Source organism: Brevundimonas sp., from assembly GCF_016742135.1.
GTDB lineage: Bacteria > Pseudomonadota > Alphaproteobacteria > Caulobacterales > Caulobacteraceae > Brevundimonas.
In genome coordinates, this window is record NZ_JACVCG010000003.1 from 155,229 (window position 1) to 174,950 (window position 19,722).

Annotated in this window: 20 protein-coding genes and 1 tRNA gene; 4 read left to right on the top strand and 17 right to left on the bottom strand. The window is 67.5% G+C overall.

What is annotated here, in order from left to right; all coding sequences use genetic code 11:
* Positions 1 to 260: 260 nt before the first annotated feature.
* From hisS to IBJ06_RS07590, 5 genes are all read right to left on the bottom strand, one after another.
* Complete coding sequence (gene hisS / locus IBJ06_RS07570) at positions 261 to 1,772, bottom strand: histidine--tRNA ligase (RefSeq protein ID WP_292158851.1); 1,512 nt, start codon at positions 1,770 to 1,772, stop codon at positions 261 to 263.
* 48 nt (positions 1,773 to 1,820) lie between these two features.
* On the bottom strand, positions 1,821 to 3,068 hold the full coding sequence (locus tag IBJ06_RS07575; protein ID WP_292158852.1) for a DUF418 domain-containing protein: 1,248 nt from the start codon (positions 3,066 to 3,068) through the stop codon (positions 1,821 to 1,823).
* A 91-nt stretch (positions 3,069 to 3,159) separates the two neighbouring features.
* Positions 3,160 to 3,735 (bottom strand): phthalate transporter, encoded by a 576-nt coding sequence (locus IBJ06_RS07580; protein WP_292158854.1) that lies wholly within the window; start codon positions 3,733 to 3,735, stop codon positions 3,160 to 3,162.
* Positions 3,732 to 4,610, bottom strand: a complete 879-nt coding sequence (locus IBJ06_RS07585; protein WP_292158856.1) for a 3-hydroxybutyryl-CoA dehydrogenase — start codon at positions 4,608 to 4,610, stop codon at positions 3,732 to 3,734. The genes IBJ06_RS07580 and IBJ06_RS07585 overlap by 4 nt, the downstream gene beginning before the upstream one ends.
* 95 nt (positions 4,611 to 4,705) lie before the next feature.
* The gene (locus IBJ06_RS07590; RefSeq protein ID WP_292158860.1) at positions 4,706 to 5,029 is read right to left on the bottom strand and encodes a YggT family protein; all 324 of its coding nucleotides are present in this window, start codon (positions 5,027 to 5,029) and stop codon (positions 4,706 to 4,708) included.
* A gap of 150 nt (positions 5,030 to 5,179) precedes the next feature.
* On the opposite strand from IBJ06_RS07590, the gene IBJ06_RS07595 reads away from it, so the two are divergent.
* A tRNA-Ala gene (locus IBJ06_RS07595) sits at positions 5,180 to 5,255 on the top strand.
* 37 nt (positions 5,256 to 5,292) lie between these two features.
* On the top strand, positions 5,293 to 5,691 hold the full coding sequence (gene arsC, locus IBJ06_RS07600; RefSeq protein ID WP_292158861.1) for an arsenate reductase (glutaredoxin): 399 nt from the start codon (positions 5,293 to 5,295) through the stop codon (positions 5,689 to 5,691).
* Here arsC and IBJ06_RS07605 read toward each other — a convergent pair.
* From IBJ06_RS07605 to IBJ06_RS07630, 6 genes are all read right to left on the bottom strand, one after another.
* Positions 5,660 to 6,955: an APC family permease gene (locus IBJ06_RS07605; RefSeq protein ID WP_292158862.1), complete on the bottom strand. Its 1,296-nt coding sequence runs from the start codon at positions 6,953 to 6,955 to the stop codon at positions 5,660 to 5,662. The two genes, arsC and IBJ06_RS07605, sit on opposite strands and share 32 nt — an antisense overlap.
* Positions 6,939 to 7,232, bottom strand: coding sequence for an HPr family phosphocarrier protein (locus IBJ06_RS07610; protein WP_292158864.1), 294 nt, complete (start codon positions 7,230 to 7,232; stop codon positions 6,939 to 6,941). The genes IBJ06_RS07605 and IBJ06_RS07610 overlap by 17 nt, the downstream gene beginning before the upstream one ends.
* Complete coding sequence (locus IBJ06_RS07615; RefSeq protein WP_123285989.1) at positions 7,229 to 7,633, bottom strand: PTS sugar transporter subunit IIA; 405 nt, start codon at positions 7,631 to 7,633, stop codon at positions 7,229 to 7,231. Before IBJ06_RS07615 ends, IBJ06_RS07610 begins: the two co-directional genes overlap by 4 nt.
* Before the next feature lie 108 nt (positions 7,634 to 7,741).
* The gene (locus tag IBJ06_RS07620; RefSeq protein WP_292158867.1) at positions 7,742 to 8,191 is read right to left on the bottom strand and encodes a serine kinase; all 450 of its coding nucleotides are present in this window, start codon (positions 8,189 to 8,191) and stop codon (positions 7,742 to 7,744) included.
* The gene (locus IBJ06_RS07625; protein WP_292158869.1) at positions 8,188 to 9,807 is read right to left on the bottom strand and encodes an ATP-binding protein; all 1,620 of its coding nucleotides are present in this window, start codon (positions 9,805 to 9,807) and stop codon (positions 8,188 to 8,190) included. The genes IBJ06_RS07620 and IBJ06_RS07625 overlap by 4 nt, the downstream gene beginning before the upstream one ends.
* A complete protein-coding gene (locus tag IBJ06_RS07630; RefSeq protein ID WP_292158871.1) occupies positions 9,782 to 10,486 on the bottom strand; it encodes a response regulator transcription factor in 705 nt (234 codons plus the stop codon). The genes IBJ06_RS07625 and IBJ06_RS07630 overlap by 26 nt, the downstream gene beginning before the upstream one ends.
* A gap of 210 nt (positions 10,487 to 10,696) precedes the next feature.
* Between IBJ06_RS07630 and IBJ06_RS07635 the strand changes: the two genes are divergently transcribed.
* Entirely contained in the window at positions 10,697 to 12,409 is a 1,713-nt protein-coding gene (locus tag IBJ06_RS07635; RefSeq protein WP_292158873.1) for a hypothetical protein, read from the top strand.
* Positions 12,410 to 12,416: 7 nt separating this feature from the next.
* On the opposite strand, the gene IBJ06_RS07640 is transcribed toward IBJ06_RS07635, so the two are convergent.
* Positions 12,417 to 12,740: a zf-TFIIB domain-containing protein gene (locus tag IBJ06_RS07640; protein ID WP_292158875.1), complete on the bottom strand. Its 324-nt coding sequence runs from the start codon at positions 12,738 to 12,740 to the stop codon at positions 12,417 to 12,419.
* Positions 12,741 to 13,018: 278 nt separating this feature from the next.
* The gene (locus IBJ06_RS07645; protein ID WP_292158877.1) at positions 13,019 to 14,245 is read right to left on the bottom strand and encodes an NAD(P)/FAD-dependent oxidoreductase; all 1,227 of its coding nucleotides are present in this window, start codon (positions 14,243 to 14,245) and stop codon (positions 13,019 to 13,021) included.
* Between the two features lie 81 nt (positions 14,246 to 14,326).
* On the opposite strand from IBJ06_RS07645, the gene IBJ06_RS07650 reads away from it, so the two are divergent.
* The gene (locus IBJ06_RS07650; protein ID WP_292158879.1) at positions 14,327 to 15,289 is read left to right on the top strand and encodes a calcium/sodium antiporter; all 963 of its coding nucleotides are present in this window, start codon (positions 14,327 to 14,329) and stop codon (positions 15,287 to 15,289) included.
* Positions 15,290 to 15,323: 34 nt separating this feature from the next.
* Here IBJ06_RS07650 and polA read toward each other — a convergent pair whose 3' ends face one another.
* The 4 genes from polA to IBJ06_RS07670 all read right to left on the bottom strand — a co-directional run bounded on the left by polA (position 15,324) and on the right by IBJ06_RS07670 (position 19,659).
* A complete protein-coding gene (gene polA, locus IBJ06_RS07655; protein WP_292158881.1) occupies positions 15,324 to 18,203 on the bottom strand; it encodes a DNA polymerase I in 2,880 nt (959 codons plus the stop codon).
* Between the two features lie 57 nt (positions 18,204 to 18,260).
* Positions 18,261 to 18,872 carry a DUF6655 family protein gene (locus IBJ06_RS07660; RefSeq protein WP_292158883.1) on the bottom strand — a complete coding sequence of 204 codons (612 nt, stop codon included), beginning with the start codon at positions 18,870 to 18,872 and terminating at the stop codon, positions 18,261 to 18,263.
* Positions 18,869 to 19,309, bottom strand: a complete 441-nt coding sequence (locus IBJ06_RS07665; RefSeq protein WP_292158885.1) for a lactoylglutathione lyase — start codon at positions 19,307 to 19,309, stop codon at positions 18,869 to 18,871. Before IBJ06_RS07665 ends, IBJ06_RS07660 begins: the two co-directional genes overlap by 4 nt.
* Before the next feature lie 101 nt (positions 19,310 to 19,410).
* The gene (locus tag IBJ06_RS07670) at positions 19,411 to 19,659 is read right to left on the bottom strand and encodes a zinc-finger domain-containing protein (RefSeq protein WP_292158887.1); all 249 of its coding nucleotides are present in this window, start codon (positions 19,657 to 19,659) and stop codon (positions 19,411 to 19,413) included.
* Between the last annotated feature and the right edge of the window lie 63 nt (positions 19,660 to 19,722).

Genomic DNA, 19,722 nt, shown 5'->3' on the forward strand with positions numbered 1-19,722 from the left:
CCCTTTCTCTTGGGCGGGGAGAGCGGTGAGCGTGAGCGTCAGACACGAAAAAGCCCGCCGCGGGGGATACATCGCGGCGGGCTTCTTTCGCTCGTCTAGGAGCGGACGTTTCCTCCCCGAAACGCCTACGAAGGGAGCGCGTCGCATCGCGTCGCGCGCTTCGAGAGCCCCATTCATACGATCCGGGCCCGACAAGTCAATCAAAGCGAAGGCGAAATCCGGCGTTTTCTTGACTGATCGTCGATAAGTCAGCGGTGCGGTCAGCCCGTTGTTGATACTCCTTCGAGAATCGAGCGAATGGCACCGACCATCTGATCGCGCGGCAGGGTCTGCTGGCCCGGACGTGCCTGTTTCCATTCGGCATTGTCCGCGACGGCCTGAGACAGTCGGCGGCCCGCGTCGAGGTCCTTGAGGGTGACGGTACCGGCCGCGATTTCGTCCCCACCCAGCATCACGGCGACCGGAGCCCCGCGGCGGTCGGCGTATTTCATCTGGGCCTTCATGCCCGCGCGACCCAGATAGAGTTCGGCGGCGATGCCGGCGGTCCTGAGTTCGGCGACGGCACCCAGATAGTGGGCCATGTCGGCGTCGGAAAAGGCGATCACCACGACCGGCCCGCGCACCTCGCCCGCCGGATCGCGTCCACTGGCCCGGAGGGCGGCCGCCAGACGCGAGACGCCGAACGAAAAGCCGGTCGCGGGCACGCTCTGGCCGGTGAAGCGCGCGACCAGATCGTCATAACGCCCGCCGCCACCGATCGAGCCGAAGCGGACCGGACGGCCCCGTTCATCGGTGGTCGGCAGCAGCAGTTCGGCCTCGAACACCACGCCGGTGTAATACTCCAGCCCGCGCACGACGGTGGGATCGAAGGTTGCCCGTGAAGCGGGGACATTCATGCTCGACAGAGCGGCGTCGATCTTGAACATCTCAAGCAAAGCATCGTCGCCCTCTTTCGAGGCTCCTATGACATTCGCGAGGTTGTTCGTGGTGGACATCCGGTCGGCGCCGCCGGCACTGACAAACTCGAGCACGCGTTTGACGGCAGCGTCGTTCAGCCCTGCGCCCTCGGTCTTGTCGCCAGATTCGTCGACCCGTCCGTGCACGCCCAGCAACAGTTCCACGCCCTCAATTCCGAGCCGATCGAGCTTGTCGATTGATCGTAGGACAGCCAGGCGTGTCCATGGATCATGGATGTTGAGGGTAGAGAGCAGCGCGTTGAGGAGCTTTCGATTGTTGATCTTGATGATCGCCTGATCAGCGTCGAGGCCAGCCGATCGTAGTCCCTCGCAAGCCATGGCGACGATCTCGGCATCCGCCTCGGGCCGGTCGGATCCCACGGTGTCGGCGTCGCACTGGATGAACTCGCGAAAGCGCCCCGGCCCCGGCTTTTCATTGCGCCAGACCGGACCAAAGGCATAGCGGCGGAAAGGCTTCGGCAGGGTCTCCCAGCTCTGGGCGGCATAGCGGGCCAGCGGTGCCGTCAGGTCATAACGCAACGCCATCCACTGGTCGTCGTCGTCCTGCAAGGCAAAGACGCCCTCGTTCGGGCGGTCGGCATCTGGCAGGAATTTGCCGAGCGCATCGGCATATTCGAAGGCCGAGGTTTGCAGCGGCTCAAAGCCCCAGCGCTCATAGACGGCCGAGACGCGCTCGACGATGCGGCGCTCGGCGATCAGATCGGGACCGCGCCGGTCCTGAAAGCCGCGCGGGCCTCTCGCTTCCGGGCGGGGGGCTTCTGCGGTCGGGGCATCGGAGGGGGCTTCAGTGGTCATGGGGGGCGATTACGCCATCACCCCCCATCCCGCAATGCGACCGTGGGCTCAGTCCGCGCCCTTGCGGATCGGCACCATCCGGCCATAGGTCAGGCAGCGCCAGGCCCACTCCAGCGGCCCCATGCGGAAGGCCGACAGCCAGAGCGGCGACCAGACCAGCTGGGCCAGCCAGACGCCCCCGACCACCATCCACATCTGCGAGGTGCTGTGGGTGCCGAACCACATGGGCCCCCAGGGCGCATAGTAGAGGGTCATCATGATCAGGGTCTGGCTGAGGTAGTTGGTGAAGGCCATGCGACCGACCGGCACCAGCACCCGGGTGATGATCCTGAGCCCGAACTTCGTCAGCAGGATCAGGACCGTGGCATAGAAAAGGGTGACCAGCGGAGCCGCCCCGGTCGAGGCTGCCGCGAGCCCTGCGGTCGGATCGACGCCGTCCGGGGCCATCGCCTTCTGCCAGCCCCACCAGGCCGACAGGGCCAGGTTGGCGCCGCCGAGGACCAGCACCGTCAGATAGGCGCCCTTGGGGGCGGCACCCGTCAGATAGCCGGACTTGTAGAGGCCGAGGCCCAGCATCATCAACGGCACCGTGACCGGCACCATGATCAGGATGGCGACGAGGAAGGTCGCCCAGGTGGTCAGATTGGCCAGCCAGCCCGCAGGCCAGCCGGAGCGATAGGTGTCGACCACCGCCTGGATGGCCTCGGGCGTGGCCGTCGGCATGTTCTGGGCGACCTTGCCGGCGACCTCGGCCGGCAAATTGGCCATGCCCCAGTAGAAGCCGGTCGCGACCAGGGCCCAGAACAGGGTGATCAGCCCCCCGACCCACAACAGCCGCCGCGCCGACCACGAGCGGAACATCAGGAAGATGAAACCCGAAACCGCATACAGGAACAGGATGTCGCCGAACCACAGGGCCGCCCCGTGGATGGCCCCGATCAGCAACAGCCACCACAACCGCCGCCGCAGCAGGGCACCCCGGTCGAGGTCGCTGCGTTCCCCGCCGACGAGGAAGACCGACACCCCGAACAGCAGGGTGAACAGGGTGCGCATCTTGTCGGAGAAGAAGACATCGATGACCCAGACGCCGATGACATCGGCCTGTGTCGCGTTCACCGGAGGCGGGGCCTCGGCCATCATCAGCAGGGAGGGCCAGGCGAAGGCGATGGCATTGACCGCCAGGATGCCGAGGATCGCCCAGCCCCGCAGCATGTCCAGATTGAAAATCCGGTCCTTGGGCGCGACGGGCGAGAGCCGGGCGCTGGCCGGTTCGGTATGCAGGTCTGTGGATGTCATGGTGTGATGTCCCCCCGGCGATCACCTGATGTCAGGCCGGGAGGGTCGCAGCGCGCCGGGCGGAAGGAAAGTAAATTTCCTGTAACGTCGGTCAGTCGGGCGCGAAGCTGTCGCGACCGCTCAGACCCAGCCGGTCGCGAACCGGTGCCGGACGGGGCATGAAGGCGAGAAAGGCCGCGCACAGGCCCGCCCAGAGGGCGTAGCTAATGCCCACCAGGATCGCCAGCGGGACCCCGCCCACGCCAAAGATCAGCAGGGCGGTCTCGGCATAACCCAGCGCCTGGCCGACATCGGCCGCGCCCGCGGCCCCGATACCCGAAAGGACAAGGGCGTTGAATCCCTGCAGGGCGGCCGCCAGAAGACCGCCATAGAACATGAACCGCCAGACGATGCCCAGGCGCGTGCCCGGCCGGCCCGTGCGCTGACGTTCCTGGTTGAGCAGCCACAGGCACAGGGGCACCGCGAGCACCCCCACCGCCAGTACCAGCACGCGCCAGTCGGTGCTGAGCCCGGCCAGCCAGTTCTCGGGCGGCCAGACGAGGAAGGTGATGATCAGGGGCGGCCAGGCGATGCCCAGCAGGGCCGCAAGCGCCACCCAGCCGCCGGATCGCCAGGTCACCCGACGCTGGCCCGGCAGATCCTCGAGGGTTTCGAAACGGGTCTTCATCGCGTCGGCACCGGAACGTCGCCGGAATAGTCATAGAAGCCCCGCCCGGTCTTGCGACCCAGCCAGCCGGCCTCGACATATTTCACCAGCAGGGGACAGGGGCGGTATTTGCTGTCGGCCAGACCGTCGTAGAGAACATTCATGATCGCCAGAACGACATCCAGCCCCATGAAGTCCGCCAGTTCCAGCGGGCCCATCGGGTGGTTGGCCCCCAGCTTCAGCGCCTTGTCGATCGAGGCGACGTCGCCGACCCCCTCATAGAGGGTGAAGATGGCCTCATTCACCATCGGCACCAGAATGCGGTTGACGATGAAGGCGGGGAAGTCCTCGGCATTGGTGGTGGTCTTGCCGAGGCTCTGGGCAAAGGCGACCGCGGCGTCGTAGGTGGCGGTCGAGGTGGCGATGCCCCGGACGATCTCGACCAGCCGCATGGCCGGGGCCGGCTTCATGAAATGCAGGCCGATGAAGCGGTCGGGCCGGTCGGTGGCCGAAGCCAGGCGGGTGATCGAGATGGAGGAGGTGTTGGACGCGACCAGGGTGTCGGGCCCAAGGTGAGGCGTCAGCGATTTCAGGATGTCGGTCTTGACGGCCTCATCCTCGACGGCGGCCTCAATCACAAGATCGGTCGCGCCGACGGCGGCCAGATCGGCAGCATCGGTGATCCGACCCAGGATGGCCTGGGCCTCGTCCGCGCCCAGGCTCTCGCGCTCGACGCGGCGGGCGAGGCTGTTGGCGATGGTGGCCCGGGCCAGCGGCAGCCGCGAGGGGTCGGCGTCATACAGGCGAACCGCATAGCCGCCGGTGGCCACCGCCTGGGCGATACCCGATCCCATCTGTCCCGCGCCGATGATGGCGACCGTCCTGATCGTGGTCATGACCTTCGAAATTCAAGGGCGCCGGGGCGCCGGGGAACATCCACCTTAGGCGCTCGGGCCGGAGGGTGAAAGCACCTGCGCGTGGCCCTGCTGCATCAGAATCCGCCCAGCAGTTGATACAGGGCCCGGCAGCTGGCCGGCAGGATGTAGGAGCGTATGCCCGAAATGATCAGGAGCGCGATGATCGGGGTGATGTCGATCCCGCCCAGTGACGGGATCACGCTGCGCAGAGGCGCCAGGATCGGGGCGGTGATGCTGTCCAGAAAGTGGGCCAGCTGGGCCACGAAGCGGTTGCGATAGTTGATCACATCGAAGGCGAACAGCCAGCTCATGACCGCCGAGACGATGATCGCCAGCCACAACAGCAGGAAGATCGAGTCGACCAGAAAACAGATAAAGCCGGCGATGGCGGGGCCCATGTCGATCCTTTTCGGAAATGGCGGGGTGTCGTTGACCGCTTCTAGCCTGAGCCGCTCCCGGCGTCCAAGGGCCAGCTGACGCACGACGCCATTGACACCACAAGCCCCGCCCGCCTATGTCCCGCGCTCGCCTGTGCCCGAGCATGCATCGGGGCCGTAGCTCAGTTGGTAGAGCGCGTCGTTCGCAATGACGAGGTCAGGGGTTCGACTCCCCTCGGCTCCACCAGGCGTCCGCCCGGAAAGACCCTGACAGAAGGGCCCGCATGACCGTCACCATCTATCACAACCCGAAGTGCGGCACCTCCCGTAATGTGCTGGAAATGGTCCGGGCCTCGGGCGTCGAGCCGGAGGTGGTCGAATATCTGAAGACCGGCTGGACGGCGGATCAGCTGACCGATCTGGCGGCCCGGACCGGCGAAGGTCTGAAAGGCCTGCTGCGCGAGCGCGGCACCACGGCCGAGGAGCGCGGCCTGACCGCCGATGATGTCAGCGACGCGGCCCTGCTGGCGGCCATGGTCGAGGACCCGGTGCTGGTCAATCGCCCCATCGTGGTGACGCCGAAGGGGGCCGCCCTGTGCCGCCCGTCGGAGCGGGTGCTGGACCTGATGGACCAGCCGCCGTCGCGCTTCGTCAAGGAAGACGGCCAGATCGTGGGCGGCTGAGCGCGGCGCGAAGGACAAGGGCGCCGACGATCAGGGCGAGGCCCGTGGTCCAGACCGGCCATGGCACCTGAAACGCCAGAAGGACGCACCCCGCCAGGCCGAGCGCGGGCACGAGACGCGGGTAAAGCCTCTGCGCCCGCGACAGGCGCAGGGCGGCCAGATTGTTGATGGCGTAGTAGATCAGCACGGTGAAGGCGCTGAAGCTCCAGGCCAGACGGATGTCGCCGATCAGGACAAGGCCGGTGATGCCCGCGCCGACCAGCAGCACAGCGGCGGTCGGCACGCCGCGCGCATCGACATGGGCGAAGCGGGGGGGGAGGTCACCCCTGCGCCCCATGGCCAGCACGATCCGGGACAGGCCGAGGACCAGATTGAGCAGCACCCCCAGCATGGCCGTCACGGCTCCCATGGCGACCAGCGTAGCGAGGCCGGGACGCTGAAGCGCCCGGGCCACGGCCTCGAGCGGGGCCCCACCGGCGGCATCAAGCACCACGCCCGCCCCCGCCGCCCGGACCACCGCCCAGCCGACGCCGAGGTAGAGGGCCGCCGAGATCACCAGCGTCAGCAGGATGGCGAGGGGGATGACCCGCACGGGGTCCCGTACCTCCTCAGCGAGCGTGGCGATCCGTCCATAGCCGGTGTAGGCGACAAACATCAGGGCCGTGGCGGAGGCGAGAAGGCTCCAGTCGGGATCGAGCCCCGCGCCGGTGATGCCGATCACGGGCGGGTCTGTGCGCACCATGCTGGCCGCGATCAGCGCGATCAGGGCAAGCCCCGTCACGGACACAATGGCCATGTTGACGGCGCTGGATCGCCGCAGACCCGAAATCACGAGGGCGGTGACACCGACGCTGGTCAGGACGGCCAGGGGCACGGCCAGGCCGTCGGCCTCTCCTTCGGTCAGGTGGCGTACATAGGCCGAGACGCCGAGCGCCGCCGTGGCCGCCGAAGCGGACTTGGCCAGCAGGAAGACCCATCCGGCGACGAAGCCCAGCGACGGGGTCAGCCAGACGTGACCGTATTCATAGGCACCCCCGCTGACCGGGTGAGCGGCGGCCAGTTCCGCGCTGGCGAGGGCGTTGAACAGGGCCAGCAGCGCCGCCAGCAGGATGGCGGGCAGGACCAGGGCGCCGCTGATCTCGGCCACCAGCGCCAGGCTGACGAAGACGCCGGTTCCCAGGATGGAGCCGAGGCCGAGGCCCACCGCACCGGGCAGGCCCAGCTGGCGGGTCAGGGATGTTGCCGGCCTATTGGTCCTCGTCAAAGCGTCGGGCCACCAGATCCCGGAGGGCGGCGACCGCGGCTTCGGCGTCCGGACCCTCGGCTTCGATCGTGACACCACAGCCATTGCCGGCGCCCAGCGTCAGCAGGCCCATGATCGACAGGGCGTTGACGGTGACACCGTCGCGGGTCACGCGGATGTCCGACTCGAACTCGGACGCCAGCTTGACGAACTTGGCCGAGGCGCGCGCATGCAGCCCGCGCGAGTTGCAGATGTCGACGACCGTCGAGGCCGTCGCGGGTGTATCACCGTCGCTCATTTTTCCCCCGACAGGACCCACGACGCGACCGAGATATATTTGCGGCCCGCGTCCTGCGCATGGGCGACGCAGGCCTCCATCGGCTCGCGCGCACGGACGCTGGCCAGCTTGATCAGCATCGGCAGGTTCAACCCGGCGATCACCTCGGCACGGGTTTCCTCCATGACCGAAATGGCAAGGTTGGAAGGCGTGCCCCCGAACATGTCGGTCAGCAGGATGACGCCGTCGCCGTCGTTCACCGCCCCTGCGGCATCAACGATATCGCGGCGGCGCCGCTCCATGTCGTCGTCCGGGCCGATGCAGATGGCGGCCACCCCGCGCTGGGGGCCGACGACGTGTTCCATGGCCGCGAGGAATTCCGAGGCCAGGCCGCCGTGGGTTACGATCACCAGTCCGATCATGAAGGCTTCACCAAGACAGGACCCATCCCCGGCGTCAGTCGCTGGCCGGGGTCGTGACCCGGACCGTGAGCCGCGCTTGATAGGCCAAACCGGCGCCGGATTAAAGCGTCAAGGTGACACGGGGCGTCGCAGGGCCTCGGCCAGGGCCAGGGCCACGATGCGCGGCGCCGCCGCGGCGCGGCCCTGGACCGCGATGGTCCTGAGCGGCACGCCCAGCCAGGGCTCGAACGTCGGGTCCGGCATGCGCTCGGGCTCGTCCCGCCCCAGCCGCACAGACAGGGCAAGCCGGCAGACGTCCCGGTACGGTACGGAGACCAGCCCCAGTCCGCGGGCCTCCACCCGCCCGGCGATCGACCGGGGCGGCCGGGCCCACAGCCGGCCACCGCTGGTCCAGATCAGCGCCGCGTCATCGGCCACCAATTGCCAGCCCTGCGCCAGCAGATTGAGCGCCAGAGCGGTTTTCCCGACGCCTGACGGCCCGGTCAGGGCGACGCCGACCCAGCCCTCGCCCTGACGCCTGGCGACGACCGTGGCCTGAACCTGCGTCGGGCCGGTCATGGCCGGAAGGGCGTCAGGGTGATGACAAACCGGGCCCCGCCTATGCGCTCCGGATCGTCCGGATCCATGATGTTCTCGGCCCAGACCCGGCCCCCGTGAGCCTCAATGATCTGGCGGACAATCGACAGGCCCAGCCCGGAGTTGGTGCCGAACTGGGTGCCCTTGGGTCGCGAGGTGTAGAAACGTTCGAAGACGGTTTCCAGATTCTCGGCCGGGATGCCGGGTCCGTCATCCTCGACCCGGATACGGATATCCTGCGACCCGTCGGGCGCGCGGTCCAGGATGAGCCGCACCGATCCGTCCGGCGGGCTGAACGAGCGGGCATTGTCGATCAGATTGCGGATCACCTGTCCCAGCGGACCGTCGCGACCCACGATCCGGGTCGGCCCCGGGGTGTTGATCGACAGATGCAGTGGCACATCCCCCCGTTTGGGCGAGGTCTGATAAACCTCGACAATATCGGTCAGCAGCGCGGCCAGATCCAGCGTGCGGGGCCGGTCCCGGGCCAGTTCCGCATCCAGCCGTGAAGCGTTTGAGATGTCGGTGATCAGGCGATCGAGTCTGCGAACGTCCTGCTGCAACAGGGCGGTCAGCTTTTCCCGCTGCGCCTCTGCCTTGACCAGCGGCAGGGTTTCCAGCGCCGAACGGATGGAGGTCAGCGGGTTCTTGATCTCGTGCGAGACATCGGCCGCGAACCGTTCGATCGCCTCCATCCTGTCGGACAGGGCACGGGTCATGGTCTCAAGCGACCGGGCCAGATCGCCGATCTCGTCGCGGCGTTCCTCGAGATCGGGCATGGAGATGGCCCGGGTCTGCTGAAGGCGCACGCTGTCGGCGGCGGCCGACAGGCGCATGACCGGTCGCGCCACGAACAGATGCAGCAACAGAGACGAGAACAGCGATACCACCAGGGCCACGATGGCAAACGGCATCAGGGCGGCGCGCTGGGCGGCCAGGATTGCATCGACGTCGGCGGTCTCGAGCGTCAGAACGCCCAGTTCCTGACGCACATGCCGGATCGGCAGGGAGACGGAGATGACACGCTTGCCGCTCTCGTCGCGGCGGACGGTCGCCTGGGGGCCCTCGGTGAGGGCGGTCTCGATTTCGGTCGCCAACTCCAGCCGGGCCTGCTCCAGACGGCGGTCTTCCTCGATCTCGGCCCTGAGGTCGGGCTCGGGTGCGGCCGTGCCCGCGGGCAGGGCGGGCCGGAGCGGGTCGCCGGGAATGGCCTCGGTCACCATATAGCTGTCCGCCACCGGCAGGCCGTCGCGATCAAACACCCGCGCCCGCTGACCGACCGGCACGAAATTGTCGCGGAGCCATCGGGCGGTCGCATATTCGTCGAGGGCCGGGGCGGGCACGCCCGTGGTGATGCCCAGTTCGCCCAGAACATTGGACATCAGCTCGGCCTGGGCCATCAGCGACTCCTGACGTGCCTCGATCAGGCCTCTCCGCCACTCATTCAGGGCCAGGGCCCCGACGAACAGGATCAGCAGGCTGAGCAGGTTCAGCGCCAGAATCAGCGCGCCGAGACGCGATCCCACCGGTCGGAAGCGCCGACGCGGCCGGGTCTGGCGGGTGTCTTCCGGTTCAGCTTTCGCGGTATCTGTAGCCAACGCCGTACAGGGTCTCGATGGCATCGAATTCCGGATCGACGACCCGGAACTTCTTGCGCATGCGTTTCACGTGGCTGTCGATCGTGCGGTCGTCGACATAGACCTGATCGTCGTAGGCGGCGTCCATCAGGTTGTCTCGGCTTTTCACAAAGCCCGGGCGCTGGGCAAGCGCCTGCAGCAGCAGGAATTCGGTGACCGTCAGCTTGACCGGCTTGCCGTCCCAGGTGCTCTCGTGACGGGCCGGATCCATGGTCAACTTGCCCCGGCGGATGGCACGGGCCGCCTCCCCGCCCTGGGCCTCGCCGTCGCCGGTGCCGATGCCGACGCGCCGCAACAGCGCCTTGACGCGCTCCAGCAGCAGGCGCTGGCTGAACGGCTTGTGGATGTAGTCGTCAGCCCCGAGGTTGAAGCCGAGAATCTCGTCGATTTCCTCGTCCTTGGAGGTCAGCATGATGACCGGAATCTGCGAGGTCTGCCGCAGCTTGCGCAGCACCTCCATGCCGTCCATGCGCGGCATCTTCACATCCAGGATGACCAGATCCGGCGGTGACGCCAGAAGGGCCTCAAGACCCGAGGCCCCGTCGTGGTAGGCCGTGATCTTGTGCCCATGGCTTTCCAGCGCCAGCGACACGGAGGCGACAATGTTCTCGTCGTCGTCGACCAGGGTGATGTTGGCCAAGGTTTACTCCTCAGAGGCTTCGACGCATCGCGCCGTCGACACGGACTAACGCGTCTGAAGCGTAACCGTTCGGATTCAATCGGGGTGACATTAGGGCGCGCCGGGCCGGGCGGCTAGAGGCTGATCGTTTCCGAGGGGGCCGCAGGGCGAAACCCGGCCTTAAGCCCTCGTGGGGCATGATCGGGGCTTGTAGCGTTCCTCAGGTGTATCATGGCCGGCCCCGTCCACTACGAAGTCTTCATCCGAAAGACCGCCCCCGCGCCATGGACCCTGCTGATGGCGACGGAGAACCGTGGCCACGCCATCGAGACGGCCGAGGATATCCTCAACGACAACCGCGCGGCGGCGGTCCGGGTCACCAAGGAAACCCTCGATGCGGAAACAATGGAGTTCTCCAGCCTGACGGTGCTGACCCGGGGCGCGCCCGAGGTTCGGCAGAAGCGGGTCATTCCGGATGACGAAACCGGGCCGCGATGCAGCGGCATCCAGGACTTTTATGCGCCGCATGCCCGCGACCTGATCGGCCGGGTGCTGGAGGACTGGCTGACCCGCCGCGGCGTCACGGCCTTTGAGCTTCTGCACCGGCCCGATCTGGCCGAGGTTCTGGAGGCCTCGGGCGTCGAATTGCAGCACGCCGTGCAAAAGGTCGCCGTGCCGGAAAGCCAGGCCGTCGGGCAGCCCGTGCATGAGTTGATCCGCCACTATCAGAAGCTGGCCGATGGGGCGATCGAACGGCTGGTCGCGGCGGGACGGGCCCAGAAGTTTCCGACGCTGGAGGGTCGATCGCTGGCGGATCTGGCCCATCGACTGGCGGGGACGTCCGACCGGGCCTTCATCATGGGGGGCGTGGTTTCCGGTCAGCTGAAGGGGCTGAAGACCCCCAGGGCCCGGCTGGACCGGCTGATGGATCTGGCGGAGGCGGCACCGATGGACGGCCCGCCGCGGGCCCTGGTCATGGTCGCCATCGAGCAGATCCTGTGCGAAATGATGGCCCAGAGGACCAGTCTGGCCGACATCCTCGGCCCCTCGCTGGATCAGGGCGCCAGCCTGGCGGCCGTGGTGCGCATGGTCGCTCCGGCCGAGATCGAGGCCCTCATCGCCCAGGACCACAGGCTTCGGCTGCTTGTGCCGACGATCGAGGGGCCAGCCCGGCGGCTGGGGGAACGGCTGCAGGGCGGGGAGTATCCGCTGCTGTCCGCAGTTCTGGCCCGTATGGTTTTGCGCGAGCTGCGATCCCCGCGCCGGTTGCGACCGGCCGATCCCGAAGGCGAGATCGACATTCTCAGGGCCCTGGCCATGACCCTGACGGCGACAGCCGGCCGGCTGCTGACCCTGGAAGAGGTACAGGATGCCTTCACCGAGCGCTCCAAGAGCCTGATCACGGCTGATTTCGTCGCCGCCTTCGTCAAGCCCTGCCGGACGGTCATGTGCGAGGCCGAACACCTCATGCGGCTGTGCGAGAACGTCACGGGCGCCGCCAACAAGCGGTCCGCCGCGCGCTGGCTTCATGCCTGCCTCAGCTCGCTCAGATTCGAGACGGAAATGCGCCGCTCCGAACTCCCGCCCGGACAGGTTCTGGCGACGCTGGCGGGCCTGCAGCGGGCGGCCGGAAAGGTCGAACTGGCCGCGTCGGATGAAGCCCAGATCTGCGAGGCCCTGGGCAAGGTCGGCTCGGCCGTTGAAACCTCTGCCCGGCTGATCGACCAGATGGTGCGCGCACCGGTGCCGGTACCGCACAAGCTGCAGGTTCTGCTGCGGCTGGCTGCGGGGGAAACCGGACCCCGGGGGCCGGTGACGGAGCGCGCCCGGGCCGAGGCGCTGAAGCTGCTGCGTCACCCCAAGGTGAGGGCCGAGCTGGGATCAACCCCCGCCGCGCTGGAACCGATTCGCGAGCTGATGCGCACGGTCGGTCTGGCGGCCTGAAGCCCGGTCAGTCGAAATCGAAGATATCGAAAATGCTGTCGCGCTTCTTTTTGCGAGCGTGTCCGCGGTCGTCAAAGCGGCGGTCGTCGCGGTAGCGCTCGTCCCGGTAAGGCTCCGGGCGGGGCGGGGCGGACCACGCCTGGGGCGGGTGCTGTGACGGAGCGGCAGACGCGGCAGAGCGGCCTTCATCCACGGCGGCGGCCATCAGCTTCTCCAGCTCCCCGCGGTCCAGCCATACTCCGCGGCAACTCGGGCACATGTCGAACTGCACGCCGGACCGTTCCAGCGTCTGCATGGCGGCATTGTCATTGGGGCACATCAGAAGGGGCATCGTCACTCCACGCGCAAGGCCGCACGACCGGGTCAGGTCCTGCGGTCCGATAAAGGTGAATGCGCCCGGCGCCGGCTTTTGTCCGAATTGGGCCCGGACCGACACCGGGCGCACCCGAAGCGGTCCGACATCACACGCTCCGGGGCGGAGGACGAGGGGGGCCCCGGGGCGTGCCAGAGGGGCCCGTCCCGCAGCACAACTGTACGCAAGGCCGCCCCCTGAACAAGGCGACAGGTGGTCACAGTTGCGTCAGAACGCCGTTATCGTGCCGCGCACGCTTAAGCGACCTGTCCGGCGGCCCAGCCTGAGCTCCAGGCCCACTGGAAATTATAGCCGCCCAGCCAGCCGGTGATGTCGACCGCTTCGCCAATCACATAAAGGCCCGGCACCCGCCGTGCCGCCATCGTGGACTGGTCCAGTTCCGCGGTATCGACTCCGCCCAGGGTGACCTCGGCCGTGCGATAGCCCTCGCTGCCGACCGGAGTGATCGCCCATCGGTTCAACTGATCGGCCAATTGCCCGAGGGTCCTGTCGGACAGATCGGCCAGTTTGCCCGTCAGGCCGGTGTTCCGGACCACGCGCTCGGCGACCCGCTGGGGCAGGGCGCGGGACAGGACAGTGGTGACGTTTCGTCGCCCGTCCGTGGGCCTCAGCCCCTTCAGCCAGTCCAGCGCGGCTGTGCCGGGCATCAGGTCCACGGTTATGGCCTCGCCCTCGCGCCAGTAGGAACTGATCTGGAGGATGGACGGACCACTCAGCCCCCGGTGGGTGAACAGCAGCCCCTCCCGGAAGCGGGTGGTCCCCCGCGGACGCCCTGTGCGTCGTGCGTCTCCCGGTGCCTGATGGCTGACATCTGCCTCCACGGCCACGCCGGACAGATCGCTCCAGGTTTCGAGGAAGCCAGGCTCGAAGGTCAGGGGCACCAGCGCCGGGCGGGTGTCGGTGACCCGCAGGCCGAGGGCCCGCGCCGTCTCATAGGCCCAGCCGGTCGCGCCCATTTTCGGGATCGACTTGCCGCCGGTGGCGAGGATCAGGGAGGCGCAGCGCAGCTGGCCGCCGTCGGACAACGCGACCTCAAACCCTGGCCCGGCGCGCGTTACCCCATCCACCGACACGCCCAGCGAAAGGATGACCCCGGCTTCGCGCATCTGATCCGTCAGCATACGGATGATCTGCCGGGCACTGTCGTCGCAGAACAGCTGGCCGAGCGTCTTCTCATGCCAGGCGATCCCGGCCTGATCGACCCGCCTGATGAAGTCCTGTTGGGTGAAGCGCTTCAAGGCGGAGGTGGCAAAGCGAGGGTTCTCGCCAAGGAAGGCATGGGGACCGCATCCGAGGTTCGTGAAATTGCAGCGCCCGCCGCCGGAAATGCGGATCTTCTCGCCCGGGGCCCGGGCGTGATCGACGATGCGGACCCGACGTCCCCGACGCCCGGCCTCGATGGCGGCCATCATCCCGGCCGCCCCCGCTCCGACGATCAGCACATCGATGTCGGTGGTCGCCAAGATGTCGCATCCATCCTTTGCGAGCGCCGTTGTCTGGCCCGCCGGTTTGTGAGAGGGCGGTTCTAGCGGGAGGCTTCACTAATGACCATGACCTATGGCCTGCTGGCGGTCGGCCTTGTGCTGCTGATCGCCGGGGGCGAGACGCTGGTGCGAGGGGCGACGACGGTTGCGCGGAGCCTCGGCGTCTCGCCGCTGCTGATCGGTCTGACCCTGGTCGGCATGGGCACTTCGGCCCCGGAACTGGTGACCAGTCTCACGGCCGTGCTGGCGGGATCACCGGGCATCGCCCTGGGCAATGTAGTGGGATCGAATACGGCCAATATCCTGCTCATTCTCGGGCTGGCCGCCCTGATCTCGCCGATCATCGTGGACCGGGGTGCCTTTCGCCGGGATGGCTGGATGCTGGTCGCCTCGACGGTGGTTTGCGTCGCCGCCGTACTGGCCGGAACCGTGACCTATGTCTGGGGCCTCGTCATGCTGGCGGGGCTTGCGGCCTATCTGGTCTGGGCCTGGATGGGCGAGCGCCGGAGCCCCGACCGCGAAGCCCGCAAGTTCGAGCACCTGACCGAGGATGTCCCTGTCGTCCGCGGCGGCATCTGGTCCGGTCTGGGCCTCGCCCTCGTTGGTATTGCCCTGACGATTGGGGGCGCGCGGTTGCTGGTCGACAACGCCGTCATCGTCGCGCGGGACGTGGGCGTGTCGGATACGGTCATCGGCCTGACGGTTGTCGCGGTCGGGACCTCGCTGCCGGAGTTGGTGACGTCCGCCGTCGCGGCGTTCCGGCGGCATTCCGACGTGGCGCTCGGCAATATCATCGGCTCCAACATCTATAATGTGCTGGGCATCCTCGGGATCACGGCCCTGGTCGCTCCGGTCCGCGTGCCGCCCGAGATCATCCGGCTGGACATCTGGGTGATGGTGGCCGCCACCGCCCTGGTCGTCCTGTTTGTGCGCACCGGCATGCGGATCGTGCGCCTTGAGGGTCTGGCCCTGCTGGTGGCCTATGGCGGCTACATCGCCTGGCTGGCGCGCGACCTCTACTGAAGCACGAAGTGGTTCTGTCTCAAACGATCATGCTTTAGTGGGCGTCATCCCAGTTCGGGGCCGCCCGGGCATCGACCACCAGAGGCACACTCAGGGAGACGGCGGGCTCGGCGGCACTCTCCATGATGCGGCGGATGACGGCAATGGCGCGCTCCGCCTCGGCCTCGGGCGCTTCGAACACCAGTTCGTCATGGACCTGCAGCAGCATGCGAGTATGCAGCCCACTGTCTCTTAATGCCCCGGGCATTCTTATCATGGCGCGCCGGATGATGTCGGCGGCCGTGCCCTGGATCGGGGCGTTGATCGCTGCCCGCTCGCCGAACTGACGCTCGGCACCGGATTTGGAATGGATCGCCGGGATGTGAACCCTGCGCCCGAACAGGGTGGTGACGAAGCCCGCCTGTTTCACCTCTCCCCGGATGCGGTCCATATAGGTGCGGATGCCGGGAAAGCGCTCGAAATAGGTCTTGATATAGGCCCCGGCCTCGCCGTTATCGATCCCGAGCTGGGCCGCCAGACCAAAGGCCGAGATGCCGTAGATGATGCCGAAATTGATGGCCTTGGCGCGTCGCCGGGTCTCGGACGACATGCCCTCGATCGGCACGCCGAACATCTCGGACGCGGTTGCCGCGTGGATATCGAGACCGGCCTTGAAGGCGGCCTTCAGCTCCGGGATGTCGCCGATGTGGGCCAGGATGCGCAGCTCGATCTGGCTGTAGTCGGCGCTGATCAGCACATGGCCGGGCGAGGCGATGAAGGCCTGGCGAATCTGGCGGCCCGTCTCGGTGCGGATCGGAATGTTCTGCAGGTTCGGGTCGGAGCTGGCCAGCCGTCCGGTCGAGGCTGCGGCCAGCTGATAGGCCGTATGCACGCGGTGGGTGGCCGGATCGGCCGCCTCGGTCAGGGCGTCGGTATAGGTGCCTTTCAGCTTGGCCAGCTGACGCCAGTCCAGGATCACGCGCGGCAGCTCATGGGTTTCGGCCAGGGTCTCCAGCATGGCGGCATCGGTACCCCATTGTCCGGAGGCGGTCTTCTTGCCGCCCGGCAGGTCCATCTCGCCGAACAGGATTTCGCCGATCTGGCGCGGGCTGGCGATGTTGAAGGGCCTGCCCGCCACCGCATGGGCGCGGGTTTCCAGCTCGGCCATCTTCAGTCCGAACTCGGACGACAGCCGCCTCAGCCGGTCGGGATCCACGCGGATGCCGGCCAGTTCCATCTGCGCCAGCACAGCGGGCATGCCGCGTTCCAGCGTCTCATAGACGGTGACCAGCCGTTCTTCGGCCAGTCGCGGCTTCAGCAGCCGCCACAGGCGCAGGGTGACATCGGCATCCTCGGCCGCATAGCAGGTCGCGGCCTCGAGCGGCACGTGGCGGAAGCTCTTCTGCGACTTGCCGGTCCCGCATACGGATTTGAACGGGATGGGCTCATGCCCCAGGTGCAGGCGCGACAGTTCGTCCATGCCGTGGCCGTGGACGCCGCCCTCCAGCACATAGGAGATCAGCATGGTGTCGTCGATCGGACCGACCGCGATGCCGTGACGGGCCATGACCGCCAGATCGTATTTGATGTTCTGGCCGACCTTGAGGACCGCCGGGTTCTCAAGCAGCGGCTTCAGCAGGGCCAGCGCCTGATCCAGAGGAATCTGGTCGATGGCTTCGGGCGGGGCCTCGCCGTCGAAGTCCAGCCCGCCCGACTGCGCTTTCGGCTCGGCTTCATGGGTCAGGGGCACATAGCAGGCCTCGCCCGGCTCCACCGCCAGGGACAGGCCACACAGGCCCGCATGGCTGGAGGACAGGGCATCGGTCTCGGTGTCGAAGGCCACGACGCCCACGTCGGTCGCCCGGGCGATCCAGTTCTGAAGGTCGGCAATCGTCCTTACGCAGACATAGGTCGATGTATCGAAAGCCTCGGGCGTCGCCAGCTCGGTGGCCGGCTTGGGCGCATGGCGGGGCGCGGCGACCGGGGCGTTCAGGGCCTTGGGGCGTCCATTGGGCGCGGGCTCAAGCGGCGTGGCCTTGCCGTCACCCACCCGGCGGGCCAGCGAGCGGAACTCCATCTTCTCCAGAAAGGCTGACAGGGTTTCCGAATGCGGATCCCGGACGGCAAAGTCGGCGATCGGCTCGGGCGCCGGCGCGTCGCAGCTGAGGGTCACGAGCTGTCGGCTCAACCGGATCTGGTCGGCGTGGGTGAGCAAGGTCTCGCGCCGCTTGGGCTGTTTGATTTCGCCCGCGCGGGCCAGCAGGGTATCGAGGTCGCCGAATTCGGCCAGCAGCTGGGCCGCGGTCTTGGGGCCGATACCCGGGGCACCCGGAACATTGTCGGAGCTGTCGCCGATCAGCGCCTGGACCTCGATCACCTTGTCCGGCGTGACACCGAACTTTTCCATGACCGCGTCCTCGGCCAGCACCCGGTCCTTCATCGGGTCCCACATGACGACGCCGCCGCCGACCAGCTGCATGAGGTCCTTGTCGGACGAGACGATGACGGCCTCGCCCCCGGCATCGCGGGCCTTGCAGGCATAGGTGGCGATCAGGTCGTCGGCCTCATAACCGGGCAGTTCGACACAGTGCACACCGAACGCCGCCGTCGCCTCTCTCACCAGGGCGAACTGGGGCACCAGATCCTCGGGTGCCGGGGGGCGGTGGGCCTTGTAAGCGGGATAGAGGTCGTTGCGAAACGTCCTTTCCGAATGGTCGAAAATGGCGGCCAGGTGGGTCGGACCGCCGTCGCCCTTCATCTCGCGCAACAGCTTCCACAGCATGTTGCAATACCCCTGGACGGCCCCGACGGGCAGGCCGTCCGACTTGCGCGTCAGGGGCGGCAGGGCGTGGTAGGCGCGAAAAATGTAGGCCGAGGCATCGATCAGCCAAAGGCGCAGCGGACCGCTCGGGTCTGGGGTGTCGGACGGGCTCATGACACGACCATAGAGAGGTCCGGGGCGTCCGTCAGCCGCGAAGCACCGTATCCGCCGTCAGAACTGGAACCAGCTGTCGCCCGGTTCCCGATCACCCGGATCCAGCCGCTGCTGGCCCCAGGCGAAGATCATCAGCATCTGGTGGCTGCGGATGCGGAACTGGCCGGTCATGGGCACGATGGCCCCCAGCGCCTGGCCGGTCTTGGCGTCGTAGATAAAGCCCGAGAACTCGGCCACGCCCACCCGGTCCCGTCGGCTGTAGACCGACAGCTCGGGCAGGGACACCACATTGAAGGTATCGTTGATGGGCACGCGCACGGCGGGGATGCCGAACACCCGCCGCATCTGCTCCAACGACAGGGCCCCGGCGCGAATCTCGAAGATGGCATCCGCCTCGTCCCGGGTGCGGGCCAGGGGATAGCCCCCCTGCAGCACCGCGCCGCGAATGGCACTGACGGCATAGGGCGCGCTCTCGGCCCGGAAATAGGTGTCATCAACGAAGATGCGGGTCCCCGGCGGCACCGGCAGGCGCAGCCCGTCCACGGCGGCATCGGTGGCGCGGGCCACCAGCAGCTGCTCCGTCGCGGTACGCCCGGGATTGGTCTCGGTCGTCGAGGCACAGGCCGCCAGGGTCAGCGCCAGCAGACCGGTGCAAATCGCGCCCCTCACCAGCTGCCCTCGTTCGGCATGGAGATCCAGGGTTCGCACGGGGTCAGGGCCTCGCCCTCCTGCAGAAGTTCGATGGAGATGCCGTCCGGCGAGCGGACAAAGGCCATCCGCCCGTCACGGGGCGGGCGGTTGATGGTGATCCCCGCGTCCATCAGCCGCTGACAGGTCGCGTGGATGTCATCGACCTTATAGGCGAGGTGTCCGAAATTGCGCCCGCCGCTATAGGTCTCCGGATCCCAGTTGTACGTCAGTTCAAGCTCGGGCGAGCGCTCCGCCGCCGAGCGAGCTTCGTCCCGGGGCGCCGCGAGGAAGACCAGGGTGAACCGGCCCGTTTCATGGTCCATTCGCCGCACCTCGGTCAGGCCGAGATGGTCACAGTAGAAGCGGAGTGAGGCGTCCAGGTCGGAAACCCGGACCATGGTGTGCAGATAACGCATGACGTCTGGCCGGTTCGGGGAGAGGGAACAGGAAGGCGGTGGTCTAGCCGCTCAGGGCCTGGCCGCAGAATCAATTTGCGTAAGAGGTGGACGCTCCCGGCTCAGTGAGCGTCGTGGCGGGGCGCCGGGTCGCGGTATTCGTTGTCCTGCAGCCGGTCAGCCACCAGCACGAAGCGGCGGTCGCAATAGCCGCAGTCGACGAAGCCACCGTCGCCGATTTCCATATAGACCAGCGGATGACCCAGAGCCCCGCCGCCGCCGTCGCAGGCGACACGGTGCCGGGTGACGGCGATCTCCTCGGGGACCAATTCGGCGGAACCGGGGGCAGGAACGGGATGACGGGGCGGCATTTCTGAACCCTGAGCTTGGCGCGGAGGCGGGCGAGGCATACCTATGCGGCGCGCCCACCGGCG

Bases quoted from the DNA above. Each gene is read 5' to 3' on its own strand.
- hisS (WP_292158851.1), bottom strand. From the start codon at position 1,772: ATGACCACTGAAGCCCCCTCCGATGCCCCGACCGCAGAAGCCCCCCGC.
- IBJ06_RS07575 (WP_292158852.1), bottom strand. From the start codon at position 3,068: ATGACATCCACAGACCTGCATACCGAACCGGCCAGCGCCCGGCTCTCG.
- IBJ06_RS07580 (WP_292158854.1), bottom strand. From the start codon at position 3,735: ATGAAGACCCGTTTCGAAACCCTCGAGGATCTGCCGGGCCAGCGTCGG.
- IBJ06_RS07585 (WP_292158856.1), bottom strand. From the start codon at position 4,610: ATGACCACGATCAGGACGGTCGCCATCATCGGCGCGGGACAGATGGGA.
- IBJ06_RS07590 (WP_292158860.1), bottom strand. From the start codon at position 5,029: ATGGGCCCCGCCATCGCCGGCTTTATCTGTTTTCTGGTCGACTCGATC.
- arsC (WP_292158861.1), top strand. From the start codon at position 5,293: ATGACCGTCACCATCTATCACAACCCGAAGTGCGGCACCTCCCGTAAT.
- IBJ06_RS07610 (WP_292158864.1), bottom strand. From the start codon at position 7,232: ATGAGCGACGGTGATACACCCGCGACGGCCTCGACGGTCGTCGACATC.
- IBJ06_RS07615 (WP_123285989.1), bottom strand. From the start codon at position 7,633: ATGATCGGACTGGTGATCGTAACCCACGGCGGCCTGGCCTCGGAATTC.
- IBJ06_RS07620 (WP_292158867.1), bottom strand. From the start codon at position 8,191: ATGACCGGCCCGACGCAGGTTCAGGCCACGGTCGTCGCCAGGCGTCAG.
- IBJ06_RS07635 (WP_292158873.1), top strand. From the start codon at position 10,697: ATGGCCGGCCCCGTCCACTACGAAGTCTTCATCCGAAAGACCGCCCCC.
- IBJ06_RS07640 (WP_292158875.1), bottom strand. From the start codon at position 12,740: ATGCCCCTTCTGATGTGCCCCAATGACAATGCCGCCATGCAGACGCTG.
- IBJ06_RS07650 (WP_292158879.1), top strand. From the start codon at position 14,327: ATGACCATGACCTATGGCCTGCTGGCGGTCGGCCTTGTGCTGCTGATC.
- polA (WP_292158881.1), bottom strand. From the start codon at position 18,203: ATGAGCCCGTCCGACACCCCAGACCCGAGCGGTCCGCTGCGCCTTTGG.
- IBJ06_RS07665 (WP_292158885.1), bottom strand. From the start codon at position 19,309: ATGCGTTATCTGCACACCATGGTCCGGGTTTCCGACCTGGACGCCTCA.
- IBJ06_RS07670 (WP_292158887.1), bottom strand. From the start codon at position 19,659: ATGCCGCCCCGTCATCCCGTTCCTGCCCCCGGTTCCGCCGAATTGGTC.